The 19490-nt window shown below is 67.5% G+C and carries 15 protein-coding genes, 2 tRNA genes and 1 pseudogene; 14 read left to right on the top strand and 4 right to left on the bottom strand.

Annotation, left to right across the window (positions count from 1 at the left end; all coding sequences use genetic code 11):
* The first annotated feature begins 10 nt into the window (after positions 1 to 10).
* The 3 genes from metG (at position 11) to ACZ9J7_RS19310 (ending at position 3928) form a co-directional block, all read left to right on the top strand.
* On the top strand, positions 11 to 1567 hold the full coding sequence (gene metG / locus ACZ9J7_RS19320; RefSeq protein WP_476211594.1) for a methionine--tRNA ligase: 1557 nt from the start codon (positions 11 to 13) through the stop codon (positions 1565 to 1567).
* A 92-nt stretch (positions 1568 to 1659) separates the two neighbouring features.
* Positions 1660 to 2712, top strand: a complete 1053-nt coding sequence (locus ACZ9J7_RS19315; protein WP_476211593.1) for a 3-isopropylmalate dehydrogenase — start codon at positions 1660 to 1662, stop codon at positions 2710 to 2712.
* 103 nt (positions 2713 to 2815) lie between these two features.
* Complete coding sequence (locus ACZ9J7_RS19310; protein ID WP_476211592.1) at positions 2816 to 3928, top strand: branched-chain amino acid aminotransferase; 1113 nt, start codon at positions 2816 to 2818, stop codon at positions 3926 to 3928.
* Between the two features lie 82 nt (positions 3929 to 4010).
* On the opposite strand, the gene ACZ9J7_RS19305 is transcribed toward ACZ9J7_RS19310, so the two are convergent.
* Positions 4011 to 4604 (bottom strand): hypothetical protein, encoded by a 594-nt coding sequence (locus tag ACZ9J7_RS19305; RefSeq protein ID WP_476211591.1) that lies wholly within the window; start codon positions 4602 to 4604, stop codon positions 4011 to 4013.
* A gap of 134 nt (positions 4605 to 4738) precedes the next feature.
* Here ACZ9J7_RS19305 and ACZ9J7_RS19300 point away from each other — a divergent pair, with 134 nt between their 5' ends.
* Genes ACZ9J7_RS19300 through ACZ9J7_RS19285 form a run of 4 tightly spaced genes read left to right on the top strand, consistent with a single transcriptional unit; the run spans position 4739 to position 8657 of the window.
* Positions 4739 to 5566, top strand: coding sequence for an MBL fold metallo-hydrolase (locus tag ACZ9J7_RS19300; protein ID WP_476211590.1), 828 nt, complete (start codon positions 4739 to 4741; stop codon positions 5564 to 5566).
* A gap of 5 nt (positions 5567 to 5571) precedes the next feature.
* On the top strand, positions 5572 to 6348 hold the full coding sequence (locus tag ACZ9J7_RS19295) for a fumarylacetoacetate hydrolase family protein (protein WP_056335278.1): 777 nt from the start codon (positions 5572 to 5574) through the stop codon (positions 6346 to 6348).
* A gap of 57 nt (positions 6349 to 6405) precedes the next feature.
* Positions 6406 to 7920 (top strand): glutamate--tRNA ligase, encoded by a 1515-nt coding sequence (gene gltX / locus ACZ9J7_RS19290; RefSeq protein WP_476211589.1) that lies wholly within the window; start codon positions 6406 to 6408, stop codon positions 7918 to 7920.
* A complete protein-coding gene (locus tag ACZ9J7_RS19285; protein ID WP_476211588.1) occupies positions 7920 to 8657 on the top strand; it encodes an HAD family hydrolase in 738 nt (245 codons plus the stop codon). Before gltX ends, ACZ9J7_RS19285 begins: the two co-directional genes overlap by 1 nt.
* Before the next feature lie 67 nt (positions 8658 to 8724).
* Here ACZ9J7_RS19285 and ACZ9J7_RS19280 read toward each other — a convergent pair whose 3' ends face one another.
* The gene (locus tag ACZ9J7_RS19280; protein WP_476211587.1) at positions 8725 to 10290 is read right to left on the bottom strand and encodes a hypothetical protein; all 1566 of its coding nucleotides are present in this window, start codon (positions 10288 to 10290) and stop codon (positions 8725 to 8727) included.
* A gap of 302 nt (positions 10291 to 10592) precedes the next feature.
* Between ACZ9J7_RS19280 and ACZ9J7_RS19275 the strand changes: the two genes are divergently transcribed.
* From ACZ9J7_RS19275 to ACZ9J7_RS19260, 4 genes and pseudogenes are all read left to right on the top strand, one after another.
* Positions 10593 to 10664: transfer RNA gene (locus tag ACZ9J7_RS19275), tRNA-Gln, on the top strand.
* Positions 10665 to 10792: 128 nt separating this feature from the next.
* Positions 10793 to 10868: transfer RNA gene (locus ACZ9J7_RS19270), tRNA-Glu, on the top strand.
* Between the two features lie 252 nt (positions 10869 to 11120).
* Positions 11121 to 12891 (top strand): annotated as a pseudogene (locus tag ACZ9J7_RS19265) (dynamin family protein).
* Positions 12888 to 14504, top strand: a complete 1617-nt coding sequence (locus ACZ9J7_RS19260; RefSeq protein ID WP_476211586.1) for a GTPase — start codon at positions 12888 to 12890, stop codon at positions 14502 to 14504. Before ACZ9J7_RS19265 ends, ACZ9J7_RS19260 begins: the two are co-directional and overlap by 4 nt.
* A gap of 16 nt (positions 14505 to 14520) precedes the next feature.
* On the opposite strand, the gene ACZ9J7_RS19255 is transcribed toward ACZ9J7_RS19260, so the two are convergent.
* Both ACZ9J7_RS19255 and ACZ9J7_RS19250 read right to left on the bottom strand, forming a co-directional pair.
* Positions 14521 to 15066, bottom strand: a complete 546-nt coding sequence (locus ACZ9J7_RS19255; RefSeq protein ID WP_476211585.1) for a DUF1697 domain-containing protein — start codon at positions 15064 to 15066, stop codon at positions 14521 to 14523.
* Between the two features lie 43 nt (positions 15067 to 15109).
* Positions 15110 to 15829 (bottom strand): IclR family transcriptional regulator, encoded by a 720-nt coding sequence (locus ACZ9J7_RS19250; RefSeq protein WP_009356552.1) that lies wholly within the window; start codon positions 15827 to 15829, stop codon positions 15110 to 15112.
* A gap of 113 nt (positions 15830 to 15942) precedes the next feature.
* Here ACZ9J7_RS19250 and leuC point away from each other — a divergent pair, with 113 nt between their 5' ends.
* The 3 genes from leuC to murA all read left to right on the top strand — a co-directional run bounded on the left by leuC (position 15943) and on the right by murA (position 19482).
* Positions 15943 to 17397 carry a 3-isopropylmalate dehydratase large subunit gene (gene leuC / locus ACZ9J7_RS19245; RefSeq protein ID WP_476211584.1) on the top strand — a complete coding sequence of 485 codons (1455 nt, stop codon included), beginning with the start codon at positions 15943 to 15945 and terminating at the stop codon, positions 17395 to 17397.
* Between the two features lie 9 nt (positions 17398 to 17406).
* Entirely contained in the window at positions 17407 to 18009 is a 603-nt protein-coding gene (gene leuD, locus ACZ9J7_RS19240; RefSeq protein WP_387556543.1) for a 3-isopropylmalate dehydratase small subunit, read from the top strand.
* 147 nt (positions 18010 to 18156) lie between these two features.
* Entirely contained in the window at positions 18157 to 19482 is a 1326-nt protein-coding gene (gene murA, locus ACZ9J7_RS19235) for a UDP-N-acetylglucosamine 1-carboxyvinyltransferase (RefSeq protein WP_026265620.1), read from the top strand.
* The last annotated feature ends 8 nt before the right edge of the window (positions 19483 to 19490 follow it).

Genomic DNA, 19490 nt, shown 5'->3' with positions numbered 1-19490 from the left:
CGTCCGCACCGTGACTGCTCCAGAGAAAACGCCGTTCTACATCACCACGGCCATCACCTACCCCAACGGCGTACCGCACATCGGGCACGCCTACGAGTACATTGCCACCGACGCCATGGCGCGCTTCAAGCGGCTGGACGGCTATGACGTGATGTTCCTGACCGGCACGGACGAGCACGGCATGAAGATTGCCCAGACCGCGGAGAAGGAAGGCATCACGCCCAAGGAACTGGTGGACCGGAACGCAGAGGTCTACAAGGCTGCGCACTCCGCCCTGGGCATCAGCTACGACCGCTTCATCCGCACCACCGACGAGGACCACTACGCGGCCTCGCAGGCCATCTGGAAGAAGATGGAAGCCAATGGGGACATCTACCTCGACAAGTACGAGGGCTGGTACTCCGTCCGGGACGAGGCCTTCTACGCCGAGGATGAGACGGTGTTGAAGGACGACGGCGTGCGCTACTCGAAAGAGACGGACACCGAAGTGACGTGGACGGCGGAGGAGAGCTACTTCTTCCGGCTCTCCGCCTACCAGGACAAGCTGCTGGCCCTCTATGAGTCCCACCCCGGGTTCGGTGCCCCGCAGTACCGGTTCAACGAGGTCATCAGCTTCGTCAAGCGCGGCCTGGAGGACCTGTCCATCAGCCGGACCACCTTCGACTGGGGCGTACCCGTCCCGGGAAACGACAAGCACGTCATGTACGTCTGGGTGGACGCACTGACCAACTACCTCACCGGCGTCGGCTACCCGGACGTGGACTCGGAGAAGTTCCGGAAGTACTGGCCCGCCGACGTCCACATCATCGGCAAGGACATCTCCCGGTTCCACGCCATCTACTGGCCCGCCTTCCTGATGAGCGCCGGGCTGGATTTGCCCAAGCGCGTGATGATCCACGGCTTCCTGCACAACAACGGGGTCAAGATGTCCAAGTCCCTGGGCAACGTGGTGGCGCCGGCGGACTTCGTGGCCCGCTACGGCCTGGACCAGGTGCGGTTCTTCTTCCTGCGCGAAGTTCCCTTCGGCGCGGACGGCAGCTACAACCACGAGGCCATCGTGGGCCGGATGAACGCGGACCTCGCGAACAACTTCGGCAACCTGGCCCAGCGCTCCCTGTCCATGGTGGCGAAGAACTGTGACGCCGCGGTACCCACCCCCGGGGCCTTCACGGCCGAAGACGACGCCATCCTCGCCCAGGCGAACGGTTTGCTGGAGACCGCCCGCGCCGCCTTCGACAAGCAGGAGTTCAGCCGCGCCCTCGAGGCCATCTGGGGCGTGCTGCACCACACCAACGCCTACTTCGCCGAGCAGGCGCCCTGGGTGTTGCGGAAGACCGACGTCGAACGCATGAACACCGTCCTCTACGTGACGCTCGAGGTCCTGCGGATCGTGGCCATCCTGGCCCAGCCTGTCATGCCCGGCGCGTCGGCCAAGCTCCTGGACGCGCTCGGCCAGCCCGAGGGCGACGCCCGGCAGTTCGCCGCGACCGCGACGCCGATCGTGCCGGCCACCGCACTGCCCGCGCCCACTCCTGTTTTCCCCAAGTTCGAGGAACCCGCGGAGTAGCGCCGCCGGCCGCCCTTGATGCGCGGATGCGCTTGTGTCCAAAAGCTGAGACATTTTGACCACCATATGGATATCTTGGCTACCCTGAAAACATGAGCGCATCCTCCATCAACCTCGCAGTAATCCCCGGTGACGGCATTGGCCCCGAAGTCATTGCCGAGGCAGTCAAAGTCCTGGAAAAGGCTGTGGCGGCAGAAGGCGTGGAGCTCAATCAGACCCATTACAAGCTCGGTGCGGAGCACTGGCTTGCCACGGGCGAGACCCTGCCGGACGAGGTCCTCGCAGACCTGCGGACACGTGATGCCATCCTGTTCGGCGCTGTGGGTGCAGCTCCCGGCGACACCCGCATCCCGTCCGGCATCATCGAACGAGAGATGCTCCTTAAGCTCCGCTTCAGCCTGGACCACTACGTCAACCTGCGGCCCTCCCGGCTCTACGGAACCGTCGGCAGCCCGCTGGCCAACCCCGGCCCCATCGACTTCATCGTGGTCCGCGAAGGAACCGAAGGCCCGTACGTGGGCAACGGCGGCACGCTGCGGGCGGGAACCCCGCATGAGGTCGCCACCGAAGTCTCCCTGAACACCGCCCACGGCGTGGAGCGCGTGGTCCGGGACGCGTTCCGCCGCGCCAGCCTGCGGGAGCGCAAGCACGTGACGCTGGTCCACAAACACAACGTCCTGGTCTATGCCGGGCACCTGTGGAAGCGCACCGTCGAAGCCGTGGCCCAGGAATTCCCCGAAGTCACCCATGACTATCTGCACGTGGACGCCGCCACCATTTTCATGGTCACCGACCCGTCCCGTTTCGACGTCATCGTCACCGACAACCTGTTCGGCGACATCCTTACCGACCTCGCCGCGGCCATTACCGGCGGCATCGGCCTGGCAGCCTCCGGCAACATCAACATGGACCGCACCGCGCCGTCCATGTTTGAGCCGGTCCACGGGTCCGCGCCGGACATTGCAGGCCAGGGCAAGGCAGACCCCACCGCGGCCATCCTTTCCGCATCCCTCCTGCTGGACCACCTGGGCTACACCGAAGCCGCCCGCAGGATCGAAGCCGCAGTGGTTGCCGACGTCGAAAAGCGCGACGGCACAGCACGCAGCACGAGCGCCGTGGGCGACGCCATCGCCGCCGGCCTGTAGCCCGCGCCGGGGCCGCCGGCATCGGGCGTAAGCTTTACTCGAATCACCAAATGCCGCCTTCCCGTTCAGCGCTGAACCCCGGGCGGCCGATCGTGGAGGAACCATGACTCAGACCGCCCATGGCGTCGAATTCACCCGGCAGCCCTCGGAGAACCCGAAGTCTGCCGAGGAGCGTGCAGCCATCCTGGCAAACCCGGGATTCGGCAACTACTTCACCGACCACACCGCCATCGTCGACTACAGCGTGGACGCGGACGGCAACGGCGGCTGGCACGACGCCCGGATCGAACCGTACGGTCCGATCGTGCTTGATCCCTCGGCTGCCGTGTTCCACTACGGCCAGGAGATCTTCGAAGGACTCAAGGCCTACCGGCACGCCGACGGCTCCGTCTGGACCTTCCGTCCCGAGGCCAACGCTGCGCGCCTGAACAAGTCGGCCCGCCGGCTTGCCCTGCCTGAACTGCCGGCCGAATACTTCCTCGGCGCCATCCGGGAACTGGTGTCCGTGGACAAGGAATGGGTGCCCGCCGGTGACGGCGAAGCCCTGTACCTGCGGCCCTTCATGATCGCCACCGAGGCCTTCCTGGGTGTCCGGGCCGCCCGTGAAGTGTCGTTCCGGGTGATCGCCTCGCCAGCCGGCAACTACTTCGGCGGCGAGCTCAAGCCGGTGTCCATCTGGATCTCGCGCCAGTACGCCCGTGCCGGCCGCGGCGGAACCGGCGACGCCAAGTGCGGCGGCAACTACGCGGCCTCGCTGATCGCCCAGCAGGAGGCGGAGGCCAACGGCTGCAAGCAGGTCCTGTTCCTGGACCAGGCCAACGACAACGCCGTGGAAGAGCTGGGCGGCATGAATGTGTTCTTCGTCATGAAGGACGGCTCGCTGGCCACGCCCGCCCTCACCGGCACCATCCTCGAAGGCGTCACCCGGATGTCAGTGATCCAGGTGGCCAAGGACATGGGCCGCGAGGTGGCTGAGCGTAAGATCACCCTGGACGAATGGCGCGACGGCGTGGCCTCCGGGGACATCACCGAGGTCTTCGCCTGCGGCACCGCGGCCGTGATCACCCCCATCGGGGTCCTGAAGGACGCCACCGAGTTCATCGGGTCCGAGGACGCCAAAGCCGGCGAGGTCACCATGGCCATCCGCGGGAAGCTCCTGGGCATCCAGACCGGCGCCGAGCCGGATACCCACGGCTGGCTCACCCGCCTGGCATAGTTCCAGGCTTCAACGCACGACGGCGCCTGCCGGGCTTTGGTCCGGCAGGCGCCGTTCTGCGTTCCGGCAGGCAGCAGGTTGGTCAGCGGCGGGCTGCCTTGCGCGCAGCGTTTTTCATGGCTTTGCGCGAGACCGGCTTGAGGGCCTTCCGGGCCGCCTCTTCCGCCAATGCCCTGTTGCGCCGGGCGTCGATGAGGTCGTTCCAGAGCGTGGTGGCGAAGACGCCGCCCTCCTGGGCATAGACGTCATAGGGATAGCCGGCGTACACGGAGGGCGTGCTGCCGCCGGTGAACAGGTCCCTCCCGTTGGCCTTGGCGACGGCGTCGCCAACGGCCCAGGTGCGCGTCAGGTGGCTGGTGAGGTTCTCCTGCACGAAGACGTTCGTATCGCTTGACCGGGAGGCCGCTTCCAGCAGCGTCTCCAGATCCGCCGCCAGCAGCGCCGAGCCGGCCTGGTCCGCGGGAGCGGAGGCATCGGCCAGTTCCGCGGCGATGCTGCTGAGGGCATCGGTCCAGTCCTGGGTTTCACGGAACTTTTTCCAGGTGGGGAACCAGACGATGCCACCCGTGGCATGGTTGTGGACGTGCAGCAGCCCCGTGGCCTTTTCGGTGGCCGAATGGTCGTGGCCGTCGGTGTCCGCCTGGGCGAGAAGGTCTGCGAGTGATGCTGTGCTCATGGGTGGTATCCGGCTTCCTGCTGAAGATCGTGGTGCTGTCTTTGGTGCCAACCCGTGGCCCGTGCCGTTCTATTCCGCTGCCGCGGATGTGCGTGGGCTGGGGGAGGGCCGGCCGGTGATGCAAGGATGGGTCCGTGACTATCGATCCGGGCCCGGTCCTGCAGCGGAGCAGCGCGCTCACGCAATTCTTCCTTGCGCCCAATCCGGGACCCATGAGTTTGGACGGCACCAACTCCTACGTCCTGCGGGGGGCGCCGGACGCCTCCGCGGTGGTGGTGGATCCCGGACCGGAGGATGAAGCGCACCTTGCCGCACTGGCAGGCGCCGGCCCCGTGGAACTGATCCTGGTGACCCACCGGCATGCGGACCACACTGCCGGGTCCGCCCGCCTGCACGGGCTCACCGGCGCACCTGTCCGCGCCCTGGACCCCCGACATTGCCACGGCGGGGGAGGGCCCCTGGCGTCCGGGGAAGTGATCCGGGCCGCAGGGCTGGAGATATTGGTGGTGGCCACGCCGGGGCACACCTCCGACTCCGCCTGCTTCCACTTGCCGGCGGATGGGCGGCACGGGTCGGTGCTCACGGGGGACACCATCCTCGGCCGGGGGACCACCGTGCTGGACTATCCCGACGGGATGTTGGGCGATTACCTCGCGTCCCTGGACCTGCTCGAGGCCCTGGGACCCGCCACGGTACTGCCCGCGCACGGCCCGGTGCTGCCGTCCCTGGAGTCTGCGGCCCGTGACTACCGGACGCACCGGGAGGAACGGCTGGCGCAGATCCGTGCCGTGCTTGACCGGCTGGGCCGGGACGCGTCCGTAGGGGAGGTGGCTGACGCCGTCTATGCCGACGTCGGCCCTTCCGTCCGGCATGCGGCCGAACTGTCCGTGGCCGCGCAGCTTTCCTACCTGCGCGGCGGCGGAAGCGGAGGGCGGGCGGCGCCTGCGGGGACGGTAGGGTAGGAGCCATGCGTATTGCCAGGTTTGTCGTCGATTCCGATCCCCTGTACGGCGTTGTGGAAGGTGAGCCAGGCAGTGAGGAAATCACTGTTATCCACGGCGACCCCTTCTTCAACGGTGTGGAGCGCACGTCCGTGCGCCACAAGCTGGAGGACGTCCGGCTGCTTGCACCCATCATTCCGCGCAGCAAGGTGATCGGCGTGGGCCGGAACTTCGTGGAGCACGCCCATGAGCTCGGCAACGAGGTCCCCGCCCAGCCGCTCCTGTTCCTGAAGCCCAACACCGCCGTCGTGGGTCCGAATGACCCCGTCGTGTTGCCGGAGTTCTCCGAGGAAGTCTCCTTCGAAGCTGAGCTGTGTGTGGTGATCGGCCGCATCTGCAAGGACGTGCCGGAAGACCGTGTGGACGATGTCATCTTTGGCTACACCTGCGGCAACGACCTCACTGCCCGCGACGTGCAGAAAACCGACCTGCAGTGGACCCGCGCCAAGGGCTTTGACACCTCCGCCCCGCTGGGTCCCTGGATCGAGACCGACCTGGACACCGAGGACCTGCAGATCCAGGGCCGGCTTAACGGTGAGGTGCGCCAGGACGGCAGCACCAGCCAGATGATCCGCGGCGTGCGGGAACTGGTCTCCGTGGTGTCGCAGGCGTTCACCCTGCTGCCCGGCGACGTGATCATGACCGGCACCCCGGCCGGCGTGGGGCTGGTCAAGGAGGGCGACCGCTTCGAGGTGGAAATCGAAGGCATCGGCCGGCTGTCCAACCCCATCGTCCGCCGCTAGCGCTCCACCCGAGGGCGGGAAGCCGCGCCCTTCGGGGCGGGTAAAGTTGAAGCCACTATGAGTATCGCTTCTTCGTCACCTGCCGCCTCCATCCCGCCCGTCACCGCCGAAACGCCCGTCCGGGTCCGTTTCTGCCCGTCACCGACAGGCACCCCGCACGTGGGACTGGTCCGGACGGCCCTGTTCAACTGGGCCTACGCGCGCCACACCAAGGGCACGCTGGTTTTCCGGATCGAGGATACGGACGCGGCACGGGACAGCGAGGAAAGCTACCACCAGCTGCTCGACGCGCTGAAGTGGCTGGGCATCGACTGGGACGAGGGCGTGGAGGTGGGCGGCCCGCATGAGCCGTACCGGCAGTCCCAGCGTGGCGACATCTACCAGGACGTCATCAAACGGCTGCACGAGGGCGGATTCATCTACGAGTCCTTCTCCACGCCGGAGGAGATCGAGGCCCGCCACCGCGCGGCCGGCAGGGACCCCAAGCTTGGCTATGACGGCTTCGACCGGCACCTGACGGAGGAACAGCTGGCCCAGTACCGGGCGGAGGGCCGGCAGGCTGTGCTGCGCCTGCGCATGCCGGACGAGGACATTACGTTCACCGACCTGGTCCGCGGCGACATCACCTTCAAGGCAGGATCCGTCCCCGACTTCGCCGTCGTACGGGCCAACGGCGCACCGCTGTACACGCTGGTGAACCCGGTGGATGATGCGCTGATGGGCATCACGCACGTGCTCCGCGGCGAGGATCTGCTCAGCTCCACGCCGCGCCAGGTCGCCCTCTACCGCGCCCTCTACGCCATCGGCGTTGCCGAGTACATGCCGGAGTTCGGCCACCTGCCTTACGTCATGGGCCAGGGAAACAAGAAGCTCTCCAAGCGCGACCCTGAGTCCAGCCTGTTCCTGCACCGCGAGCGTGGCTTTATTCCGGAGGGGCTGCTGAACTACCTGTCCCTGCTGGGCTGGTCCCTCAGCGCAGACGAGGACATCTTCACCGTGGAGCAGCTCGTTGAGCATTTCGACATCCATGACGTCCTGGGCAATCCTGCCCGCTTTGACCTGAAGAAGGCCGAAGCCATCAACGGGACCCACGTCCGGATGCTGGAACCCAAGGACTTCCGCGACCGCGTGGCACACTACCTGCGCGAAGCCGGCCTGGTGGGGGAGATCCTCACCGACCGGGAGGAAGAGATCCTCACCGAAGCGGCACCCTTGGTCCAGGAGCGCATCACGCTGCTGGGGGAAGCGCCCGAGATGCTGGCCTTCCTGTTCAAGGCGGACGACGCCGTCGACGTTGCCGACGACGCGCGCAAGGGCCTGCCCGCGAACCTTTCCGAGGTGCTCGATGCTGCCCTCGCCGCGCTGGAACCGCTGGCGGAGTGGACGGCGGAGAACATCCAGACCGCACTCAAGCAGGCCCTCGTGGAGGACATGGGCATTAAGCCGCGCCTCGCGTTCGGCCCGGTCCGCACCGCGGTCTCCGGCCGCCGCGTCTCGCCGCCGCTGTTCGAGTCCATGGGGATCCTGGGCAAGGAGTCATCCTTGCGCCGGCTCCGCGCCTTCCGCGGCTGATGGCCGCCCTCAGCCAGGCCCGCACCGGCGTGCTGCAGACGCCCTTCGGCGCTGTCCGCGGCGTCCTGTTCGACATCGACGACACCCTGGTGGACCTCGAATATTCGATGACCACCGCCTTGCGCGAGGTCAGTGAACACCTCCTTCCCGGCCTGGACCAGGCGGGGTGGGAGCGGTTCGGCCGCATCTTCACCCACGAAACCACCCATTACTACGACCGGTACCTGGCAGGTGAGCTGACGTTCAACGAACAGCGCCTGCTGCGCGGCCGGGCGGCGCTGGGGCACTTCGGTGTGGAACTGGCCGACGGCGAGGAATCCCACCGGTGGCTCAGCGCCTACGTGGAGAAGCAACCCGCGTACGTCAAGCCGTTTCCCGACGTGCTGCCCCTGCTGGATGTCCTGGACAGTGCGGGCATCCCCTACGGGGCAGTGAGCAACAACGTCCACGATTACCAGCGGGCCAAACTGGACGGCGCCGGGCTGGAACGGATCATCCACCTGGTTGGCACGGACACCCTTGGGGTGGCCAAACCACACCCGGCAATGTACCTGGAAGGGGTCAGGCTGCTGGGCACGCCCGCTGCCGAGACACTGTACGTGGGTGATAACCGGCTGCTGGATGCCGAAGGCTCGACGGCGGCCGGCCTGGTGGGCGTATGGCTCAACCGCGGGGGCGAAGTCGTCGACGATTTCGACGGCGGCATCGTCGCCTCCCTCGCCCAGCTGCTGCAATAACCGCCGCACGCAACAACCGCGGCCCTGTCCCGGGACCGCGGTTGTTGCCCCGGCAGTGCGTCCGCCGTCAGGCCGCCGGGGCTGGCCGCAGGGAACGCCTGCGCAGGAGCAGGTAGGCCCCGACGGCGGCGGCCACCAGAAGTGCCACCAGCAGCAGCGCGATCACAGGACTGTCCAGCCACGACGACGGCGAGACAGCGGCCACTTTGGAATGCAGCTCCTGCGTGCCGGCCGCGATCCTGGAATTGCCGTCGGCCAGTTTGCCCGCACCGTCGGCCAGTTTGCCCGAGCCGTCATCAAGCTTGCCGTTGCCGTCGGCCAGCTGCCCGGTTCCGTCAGCGAGCCGGGCTGATCCCGCCTGCAGCTGCCCTGTACCGCGGCTCAGCGCCACGGTACCGTCCGAGAGCGCCTCGGTTCCGGCCAGCAGGCCCGGGTTCTCCGGGTCGCCGCCGCCGTTGATCCCCGCGCTGAGTTTGGTGGTGCCGTCCTGCAGGTTGTTCGCCGCGTAAATCAGGCCCGGGCTGTCCGGGTTCCCGGGGACGCCGTCCATTCCCACCCTGATCTTCGCCGTACCTTCCGCCAGCATGGACGTGCCCAGCACCACGCCGGGGTTCTGCGGGTCCGTGGCATTGAGCTTTTCCGCCAAGGTGGCGAAGCCCGCCTTCAACCGGCCCGCACCGTCGTTCAACTGGCCCGCCCCGGCGGCCAGGGTGCCGGTTCCGGCCTTGAGCTGCCCGGCGCCGTCATTAAGCTTTGCTGCCCCCGCATCCAGCTGGCCCGCTCCCGCATACGCACGGCGGCCGCCGTCGGCCAGCTTTGCGATCTGGTCCTTGATCACCGCCAGGGGCACCAGGCCCTGGGGACCGTTCGCGGCCGCTTCAAGCTGGTCCAGGCCCTGGCTGAGCGCGGCGAGTCCGTCGCCCTTGGTGGGGTCGTTGCCCGCACCCGGGTAGCCCTTCAGCTGGGCTGTGCCGTTCTTCAGCGCCGCAGTCCCCGCGCTCAAGCTCGTGGCACCGGCGTCGAGCTGGCCGGCGCCGCCCGCGAGCTGGCCCGTGCCCGCTGCCAGCTGCCCCGCGCCGTCGGCCAGGTTGTTCGGCGCGTTTCCAGCGGCTGTGGGAGTCAGCGCCGCTGAGAGGGCCACGGCGCCTGCCTGGAGCTTTCGGGCGCCGTCATCCACCTGGTACACGCCCGGAACAAGTTTGTTCAGGACATCGTTCTGCAGCTTCGTGGTGCCGGCATGCAGCTTATCCACCCCAGGCGCGAGCTGGTCGCGGACTCCGGAGAAGATCTTTCCCGCTCCCGCCTGCAGGGCGGCGGCCCCGGTGTTCAGTTCAGCGCTGCCGTCCTTGACTTTGACGGAACCGTCTTTCACCTGGACAGCGCCTTTATTCGCTGCCCCGGCCCCTGCGGCCAGCTGGCCTGAACCGTCCTTGAGCTGCGACGCTCCCGCGGCGGCCTGCTCGGCGCCGTCCATCAGCTGGGCGGCGCCGTTGGAGATCTGTCCGGTGAGATAGGTGTAGAACGCAAGGAACAGGACGAGCAACAGGGACAACGCGATGATCGCGATGGACTGTGACCGGGGTCTGGGTTTTGCTGCGGCAATGGTTGCTGTGCGGGTTGTCAACGCTGACACTTCCTAACTTTCCGCCGGACGACGCTGCCCGGGGGCGAAACCGTGGCTGGTAGGGCGTTCCCGTTTTCCTCGTGGGTGACCCAACATGCGGGGCAGGGAGATTGTTACCGATGGGTAACTTACTCGAGGGTAACCATAGGACCGGAGGCTGGGCAAGGGTTTGTTCCAATCGGTCCACGCAGTGGTCCGGGGGCACCGCGGCTCCCGATTTGTGCGAGCCGAAAGTCTCGGGTAAAGTAATTTCTCGTGCTGAGGCGCACGGAGCAGGGAAAAAGCCCTGAAAACCGGCCCGAAAGTGCCATTGGGATATGGTGTAATTGGCAACACTACGGTTTCTGGTACCGTCATTCTAGGTTCGAGTCCTGGTATCCCAGCTCTGGTTTAGTGGCTGATTTCAGCCGCAGGACAGGCGGTTTCCACTCGGTTTTCCGATTTGAAACCACGGCAAGGTGTGTGAAATACTCACTGAGCTTGAGCAGCGGAAACGCTGTCAAAAGTACACGGCCCCATCGTATAGCGGCCTAGTACGCCGCCCTCTCACGGCGGTAACGCGGGTTCGAATCCCGCTGGGGTCACCATCGGAAATGGTCCCGGGCAACAGCCCGGGACCATTTTTGTATCCCGACAACAGAGGCTGCCGGCCCAGACGCCGCATCACGTCCTGCCGTGTTTTTGGGAACGCCCCATCACGTCCTGCCGTGTTTTTGGGAACGCCCCATCACTTCCAGTCATGGGTGCGGAAAGCTTCATGCCTGCCGCCGGGGTAGGTCCCGGCTTACCGACGCGCCGCGGCCGCTCTCCCCAAACGCCCCAACTGGCATGATGTTGCTGTGACCTCCCATGACGAGCACGGCCGCCCCTCCCAGCCATCACCGCACGCCATGGCCGCGGTGATGCTCCTGGAGGAAATCCGCGCCGGGCTGGACGGTGTCACGCTTCCGCTGGCCCTTCCGGGCGCCGACCAGGCCCGCCGCGACACCATTGCCGCGAGGGCCCAGTTGGACGACTACATCCTTCCGCGGTACCGCAGCCTGGATGCACCACTGCTTGCCGTCGTCGGCGGTTCCACGGGGGCGGGCAAATCCACGCTGGTGAATGGACTCGCAGGGCACCCCGTTACCCGCGCAGGCGCCATCCGCCCCACCACCCGCCAGCCCATCCTGCTGCACAACCCCGCTGAAGCAGCCTGGTTTGAAGGCCAGCGCGTCCTGCCGGGGCTGGCCCGCATCCGGGGAACGCTGGCGGCCGGTCCGTCACCTTCAAGCCGGCCCGGGGACCAGTCCGGGGCCGCAGACTCGCTGGTGCTGGTGGCCGATCCAGCAGTGCCCGCCGGCATCGCCCTCCTCGACGCTCCCGACGTCGACTCCATTTCGGACCACAACCGCCTGCTCGCGGGACAGCTGCTGGCAGCCGCGGACCTCTGGGTCTTCGTCACCACCGCCAACCGGTACGCCGACGCTGTCCCGTGGAAGCTCCTCCTGGATGCCGCTTCGAGGGACATTACGGTGGCCGTGGTGCTGGACCGGGTGCCGCAGGGCGCCGAAGCGGAGGTGAGCCAGGACCTCCGGGGCCTGCTGGACCGCGAAGGCCTGGCCGGAAGCCGCCTGTTCATCATCGCCGAAACAGTCCTGGATACTCAGGGGATGCTGCCTGCCGGTGCCGTGGTTGAGTTGCAGGAATGGCTGGAGTCGCTGGCCTCCGATGCCGCGGGCCGCGCCGACGTGGCCCGCCGCACCCTGAACGGGACGGTCCGCGCACTGGCCCAGCGGATCACGGACCTCGCAGGGGCCGTGCGTGAACAGGAGCGCGCGGCCGCGCGGCTCGAAGCCGACGCCGTGGCGGCGTATGAAAATGCGGCCGCCCGGATCCTGGAGGCAACCCGGGACGGAGCACTGCTGCGCGGCGAAGTCCTGGCACGCTGGCAGGACTTCGTGGGCACCGGCGAGTTCTTCCGGACCCTTGAGCAGAACGTGGGCCGGTTCAGGGACCGCCTCGGAGCGTTCTTCCGTGGCGAACCCGCGCCGGCGGTGCGGGTGGAAACGGCCATTGAGACCGGCCTGCAGGCGGTTATCGTCGACGAGGCTGCCAACGCTGCCGAGGACACCGACCGGCGGTGGCGCTCGGACCCGGCCGGCCGGCAACTGCTGGCCGCGGATGACCTGTCCGGGACTGCGCCCGGGTTCGCAGACCGGGCGGCCGCGGAGATCCGGGCCTGGCAGGAAAGCATTGATGGAGCTGATCCGCACCGAGGGCCAGGGCAGACGCACGCAGGCGCGCTGGCTGTCGTTCGGCATCAACGGCCTTGGTGCCGCACTGATGATCGTGGTGTTTTCGATGACAGCGGGACTGACCGGTCTCGAGATCGGCGTGGCCGGCGGTACCGCCGTCGTAGGCCAGCGCCTGCTGGAAGCCGTTTTCGGCGAGGACGCCGTGCGGCGGATGGCGGACAAGGCCCGCGAGGACCTGGCCGCGCGCTGCGAGGGGCTGTTGCAGGACGAGCAGCAGAAATTCCTGCAGCGGCTGCCGGCCGGCCACCCGTCCCTGGCGCAGACGCTGGATGCCCAGGCCGGAGAGCTTGCGCGGTTGGCGGAGCGCGCGTGAGCCGGCACGGCGCGGCACGGGAGTCCTCGCGGCTGGACGGCCGGCTCCAGGGCCTCCAGGACGCCCGCGAACTGGGGGAGGGCGTGCTGCCGGACCAGGTGCTGCAGGAGGCGTTCGATGTCCTGGAGCGGGCAAGTTCGCGCCGCTCCCTCTCCGGTGACCACACCGTGGTTGGTTTCTTCGGCGCCACGGGAAGCGGCAAGTCGTCGCTCTTCAACGCCGTGAGCGGCGCGGAAATCGCGACGGCGGCCGCCCGCCGTCCCACCACGTCGGAACCGTTGGCAGGGGTCTGGGGAGCAACGGGCAGCGAAGCCCTCCTCGACTGGCTGGAGGTGGGCCACCGGCACCACGCCGCGCCCGTGGAGGGCTTCGCGGACGAACGGACCGGGCTGATCCTGCTGGACCTCCCCGACTTCGACTCCACCCGCGCCGCCAACCGCGAAATCGTGCAGCGCATGGTGGGCATGGTGGACGTCCTGGTCTGGGTGCTCGATCCGCAGAAGTATGCCGACGCGGCCGTCCACAACGGGTTCCTTGCACCCCTTGCGTCCCATGGGGCCGTCACGCTTGTGGTCCTGAACCAGGTGGACCGGCTGCCGGAGCACGATGTGCAGCCGGTCCTTGACTCGCTGCACGCGATCCTTGCCGGCGAAGGGCTGGGACAGGTCCGGGTGCTCCCTGCGTCCGCCGTGACCGGGGCCGGAATCGGTGAGGTGCGCGCAGCGATCCATAAGGTGGCAGTCCAGCGGCAGGCCCAGTCCCGGCGGCTGGAAGCGGACATCAGTAAAGCTGCGGAGGATCTTCGGCTGGCTTCCGGTGACGGTGACGCTGCAGGGACCCGCTCCGCGGCCAAGGCAAGGCTCGCTGACGAACTGGCCATTGCGGCCAACGTGCCTGCCGTCGTCCGGGCCGTGGGGCAGTCGTACCGCCTGGAGTCCGTGCGCCGTACCGGCTGGCCGGTAACCCGTTGGCTTTCCCGGTTCCGGGTTGACCCGCTGCGGCGGCTCAACCTGCGCAGCAGTGCTCCTGCCGGCCTGAACCGGACATCATTGCCGCCGGCCGGTGCGCCGGAGCGGGCACGCACCGACGCAGCGGTCAGGGAGTTCGCGGACGCGGCCAGCGCTGGAGCACCCGGCCCGTGGCGGGCAGCGATCCGGGGGGCTGCCAGGAACGGGCGGGAGCGCCTGCCCGATGCGCTGGACCAAGCCATTGCCGGAACGGATCTCGGTGCCAACCGCAAAGCGTGGTGGTGGGGCGCGTTCAACGTGGTGCAGTGGCTGGCGCTGCTGATCCTGCTGGGCGGGCTGGGCTGGCTGGGCGTCCTGGCCGGGCTCGGCTACCTTCAGCTGCCGGTGCCGGAGGTGCCCCGCGTGGAGGGATGGCCGGTGCCCACCCTGATGATTGCCTTCGGCTTGGTGTTGGGAATCGTCCTGGCGATATCAGGGCGGTTCATTACGGCCGGGGCCGCCCGGGCCAGGGCTGCCAGGGCACGACGACGGCTCAACAGTGCCGTGGCAGCGGCGGCGCAGGAGCTGGTGGTGGAACCGGTGGAGGCGGAGGTTGCCCGGCTTGCGGCCTTCACCAAAGCGCTGAAGAAAGCCGGCCGGCCCTAGGGGACTGCCGGCTGGCCTAGCCGGGCGCGAGGGCCTGTGCGGCGTCGCGGACCTTGACCAGGGTGCGCAGGTTCCGGGTGGTGGTCGCGGCCTTGAATTTTGCCCTGGAGCTGATCTTGCTGAACGGGCTGTCCAGTGTTCCGCCCACGGGTGCCAGCCAGGCGAGGGCGGCAGGAGCCAACCGCTGCTGGTCATGGCCTTCCAGTCCTGAACCCGCCGCCTCCAGTTCGTCGAGGACGGCAGGGTCAGAGGAGAGGGTGATGTAGGCGTGGGTGGACTTGTCGTCCTCCGGATAGGGGCAGGCTTCCACGAGGTGGCCCACCCGCGCGGCGTCAAGCACCACTACCCATGCTTCGTAGCCGAAAGCTGCACGGAGGCATTTTTCGCACTCCCGCTTTACCGCTGCGGCGTCCAGGCTGCTGGACAGCACCACGTTGCCGCTCGCCAGCAGGGTCTTCGCGTCCTCGAAACCACAGGTCTTCAACGCGTCCCTGAGGTCCGCCATTTTGATATTGATTCCGCCAACATTGATGCCACGGAGGAATACTGCATAGCTGCCCATGGGCACAGCCTAGCGGCGCGGGCGGCCGGGGGAAGGAAAGGTCCTAGTCGTTGTTCTTCCGCAGCGCCTCGGTCAGGATGCGGCCGGCATTGCAGACAACTTCCGCGTGGAGGCGTCCCGGCTGCCGGGTCAGCCGCTCGATGGGGCCGGAAATGGAGACGGCGGCAATCACCCGGCCGGACGGGCCCCGCACCGGTGCCGAGACGGAGGCGACCCCCGGCTCGCGTTCGCCAAGGCTCTGTCCCCAGCCCCGCCGTCGTACTCCTGCCAGGACAGTGGGGGTGAAGCGCGCCGACTGCAAACCCTCCAGGAGCCGGTCGTGGTCTTCCCACGCCAGCAGGACCTGGGCGGCCGAACCGGCTTTCATGGACAGCTGGGTGCCGACCGGAATGGTGTCGCGCAGGCCGATGGGGCGCTCGGCGGAGGCGACGCAGACGCGCCAGTCACCCTGCCGGCGGAAGATCTGTGCGCTTTCGCCGGTGGCGTCACGCAACTGCATGAGCACGGGGCCGGCCGATGCGATCAGGCGGTCCTCGCCGGCGGCGGACGCGAGCTCGACCAGCCTGCTGCCGAGCACGAACCGGCCCTGGATGTCGCGGCTCACCAGCCGGTGGTGCACCAGCGCCAGGGCGAGGCGGTGGACGGTGGGCCGGGCCAGGCCGGTGGCGGCCACGAGCTGCGCCAGCGTGGTGGGGCCTGCCTCGAGGGCATCAAGCACCTGGGCCGCTTTATCAATGACACCGACTCCACTAGAATTGTCCATGTAATGATATTGCCGTCTCATTATCTGAGATGCAAATCTTTCGGGTGGCGCGGCGCGGAGGCCTCCTGATTCAGTTGGACTATTCAGCCAAACAGCAGTGAAGGGAGATGGCCATGGGAAAGACATTGGCCGAGAAAGTCTGGGACGCACACGTGGTGCGCAAAGGTGACGGCGATGGTGCCAACGCCCAGCCCGACCTTCTCTTCATCGACCTCCACCTGGTCCATGAAGTCACGTCCCCGCAGGCCTTTGAAGGCCTGCGCCTGGCCGGCCGCAAGCTGCGCCGGCCGGACCTGACCATCGCCACTGAAGACCACAACACCCCCACCCTGGATATCGACAAGCCCATTGCCGATCTCACCAGCCGCACCCAGATCCAGACCCTGCGCAACAACTGCGCGGAGTTCGGTGTCCGGCTGCACAGCCTGGGCGACGCCGAACAGGGCATCGTCCACGTGGTGGGTCCCCAGCTGGGCCTTACCCAGCCGGGCATGACCGTGGTCTGCGGCGACTCGCACACCTCCACCCACGGCGCGTTCGGTGCGCTGGCCATGGGCATTGGAACCTCCGAGGTGGAGCACGTCATGGCCACCCAGACGCTCTCGCTCAAGCCGTTCAAGACCATGGCCATCAACGTGGAGGGCACCCTGCGTCCCGGCGTGACCGCCAAGGACATTATCCTCGCCGTGATCGCGAAGATCGGCACCGGCGGCGGCCAGGGCTACGTGCTGGAATACCGCGGCTCCGCCATCCGGGCGCTGTCCATGGAAGCGCGGATGACCATCTGCAACATGTCCATCGAGGCCGGCGCCAGGGCCGGCATGGTGGCGCCGGACCAGACCACCTACGACTACATGATGGGCCGCCCGCACGCGCCGGAAGGCGCGGACTGGGACGCCGCCGTCGAGTACTGGAACACCCTGAAGACCGACGACGACGCCACCTTCGACGTCGAGGTGGACCTGGACGCGGACACGCTGGAGCCGTTCGTCACCTGGGGCACCAACCCGGGCCAGGGCGTGTCCCTGTCTCAGGCCGTTCCGTCCCCCGGGGACTTCGGCGACGAGAACGCCAAGGCCGCCGCCGAGCGTGCCCTGCAGTACATGGGCCTGGAAGCCGGCACGCCGATGAAGGACATCCGTGTCGACACCGTCTTCCTCGGATCCTGCACCAACTCACGGATCGAGGACCTGCGCGCCGCCGCGGACATCATCCGCGGCCGCGCAAAGGACCCGCAGGTCCGCATGCTGGTGGTGCCCGGCTCCGCCCGCGTCCGGCTCGAAGCCGAGGCGGAGGGCCTGGACAAGGTCTTCAAGGACTTCGGTGCCGAATGGCGCTTCGCCGGCTGCTCCATGTGCCTGGGCATGAACCCGGACCAGCTGGAGCCGGGGGAGCGGTGCGCCTCCACATCCAACCGCAACTTCGAAGGGCGCCAGGGCAAGGGCGGCCGCACCCACCTGGTGTCCCCAGTGGTGGCAGCGGCAACGGCCGTGCGCGGCACGCTCAGCTCGCCGTCGGACCTTGAACCGGCCCCCGAACCCGCAGCCATCCGCATCGACGCAGCCTAGGACAACACCATGGAAAAGTTCACCAAGCACACCGGCATTGGCGTCCCGCTGCGCCAGAGCAACGTCGACACCGACCAGATCATCCCCGCGGTGTACCTCAAGCGCATCACCCGGACCGGCTTCGAGGACGCCCTGTTCTCGGCGTGGCGGAAGGACTCCTCCTTCATCCTGAACCAGGAGCCGTACAGCGCGGGCTCGGTCCTGGTGGCCGGCCCGGACTTCGGAACCGGTTCCTCCCGCGAGCACGCCGTCTGGGCCCTGAAGGACTACGGCTTCAAGGCTGTGCTGTCGTCCCGCTTCGCCGATATCTTCCGCGGCAACTCGGGCAAGCAGGGGCTGCTCGCCGCCCAGGTGGCCCAGGACGACATCGAGCTGATCTGGAAGGAACTCGAGAACGCCCCCGGGACCGAGGTCACGGTGGACCTGGAGTCCAAGACCGTGGTGTGCGGCAACATCGTGGCACCCTTCGAGATTGACGACTACACCCGCTGGCGGCTCCTGGAAGGCCTGGACGACATCGGGCTGACCCTCCAGCACGAGGCCGACATCACCGCGTACGAGGCAACCCGCCCGGCCTTCAAGCCCAAGACCCTGCCGGCAAAGCTTTCCTAGCCACGGCAGCCATCCGGCGGCGGGGCTCCGGCCCCGCCACGCCCCGCCGCCGGCGCCCCCTTATTTCGGTTCGGTAACGCGACCTCCTATGCTTGGTTGGAGCCTTTGCAAGGTTTTGGGGGCTAGTGATCGTGAGGAAACCGGTATATGAGTAGTGTTCTGACAATCCGCGGCGGTGTCCCGCTTACAGGCCGCGTCAGCGTCCGTGGGGCAAAGAACCTTGTCCCCAAGGCAATGGTGGCGGCGCTGCTGGGCAACGAACCCTCGGTGTTGCGGAACGTGCCGGAAATCAAGGACGTGGAGGTTGTTACCTCCCTCCTGCAGCTGCATGGCGTGACGGTGGAGAAAGACCCCGTCAACGGCGACCTGACCCTTGACCCCAAGGCTGCCAAGACCGCGCCGAGCACCGCCATCGACGCCCACGCCGGCGACTCCCGGATTCCCATCCTCCTCTGCGGACCGTTGATCCATGCGATCGGCGAGGCCTTCATCCCGGACCTGGGCGGCTGCAAGATCGGCGACCGGCCCATCGACTACCACCTGGACGTCCTGCGGCAGTTCGGCGCCGTCGTGGAGAAGCGCCCGGGCGGCATCCACATTTCGGCCCCCAAAGGCCTGCACGGAGCCAAGATCTCCCTCCCGTACCCGTCCGTGGGTGCCACGGAACAGGTCCTGCTGAGCGCCACCCGCGCCGAGGGCATCACCGAACTCTCCGGTGCCGCCACCGAACCGGAAATCATCGACCTCATCGCCGTGCTCCAGAAGATGGGCGCCATCATCAGCGTCCAGACCGACCGCACCATCCGCATCGAGGGCGTCCGCGACCTGGGCGGGTACAACCACCGGGCACTCTCGGACCGCAACGAGTCGGCATCCTGGGCGTCCGCTGCGCTGGTGACCCGCGGCGACATCTTCGTCGAGGGCGCCTCCCAGCGCGACATGATGACCTTCCTGAACACCTACCGCAAGGTGGGCGGCGGAATGGACATCGGCGAGGACGGCATCCGCTTCTACCACAAGGGCGGAAAGCTGAACCCGCTGGTCCTCGAAACGGACGTCCACCCCGGCTTCATGACCGACTGGCAGCAGCCGCTGGTGGTGGCCCTGACCCAGGCCGAAGGCGTATCGATCGTCCACGAGACCGTGTACGAAAACCGCTTCGGCTTCACCGACGCCCTCATCCGCATGGGCGCCAGCATCCAGGTGCACCGGGAATGCCTGGGCAGCGTTCCATGCCGGTTCGGCCAGCGGAACTTCCTCCACTCGGCCGTCATCTCCGGACCTACCCAGCTCAAGGGAACCGACATCGACGTCCCCGACCTCCGCGGCGGCTTCAGCCACCTGATCGCAGCCCTGGCCGCCACGGGAACTTCGCGGGTCACCGGCATCGACATCATCAACCGCGGCTATGAGCGCTTTACCGAGAAGCTTGCCGGCCTCGGCGCCGATTTCGACATCACCACCACGAAGTAGAGCGGGAC

The organism is Pseudarthrobacter sp. TE9888 (assembly GCF_056279345.1).
This window is presented reverse-complemented; position numbering and strand designations above follow the sequence as displayed.

Bases quoted from the DNA above. Each gene is read 5' to 3' on its own strand.
- ACZ9J7_RS19285 (WP_476211588.1), top strand. From the start codon at position 7,920: ATGGCCGCCCTCAGCCAGGCCCGCACCGGCGTGCTGCAGACGCCCTTC.
- murA (WP_026265620.1), top strand. From the start codon at position 18,157: ATGAGTAGTGTTCTGACAATCCGCGGCGGTGTCCCGCTTACAGGCCGC.
- ACZ9J7_RS19250 (WP_009356552.1), bottom strand. From the start codon at position 15,829: ATGGACAATTCTAGTGGAGTCGGTGTCATTGATAAAGCGGCCCAGGTG.
- ACZ9J7_RS19310 (WP_476211592.1), top strand. From the start codon at position 2,816: ATGACTCAGACCGCCCATGGCGTCGAATTCACCCGGCAGCCCTCGGAG.
- ACZ9J7_RS19255 (WP_476211585.1), bottom strand. From the start codon at position 15,066: ATGGGCAGCTATGCAGTATTCCTCCGTGGCATCAATGTTGGCGGAATC.
- leuD (WP_387556543.1), top strand. From the start codon at position 17,407: ATGGAAAAGTTCACCAAGCACACCGGCATTGGCGTCCCGCTGCGCCAG.
- gltX (WP_476211589.1), top strand. From the start codon at position 6,406: ATGAGTATCGCTTCTTCGTCACCTGCCGCCTCCATCCCGCCCGTCACC.
- leuC (WP_476211584.1), top strand. From the start codon at position 15,943: ATGGGAAAGACATTGGCCGAGAAAGTCTGGGACGCACACGTGGTGCGC.
- ACZ9J7_RS19295 (WP_056335278.1), top strand. From the start codon at position 5,572: ATGCGTATTGCCAGGTTTGTCGTCGATTCCGATCCCCTGTACGGCGTT.
- ACZ9J7_RS19315 (WP_476211593.1), top strand. From the start codon at position 1,660: ATGAGCGCATCCTCCATCAACCTCGCAGTAATCCCCGGTGACGGCATT.
- ACZ9J7_RS19305 (WP_476211591.1), bottom strand. From the start codon at position 4,604: ATGAGCACAGCATCACTCGCAGACCTTCTCGCCCAGGCGGACACCGAC.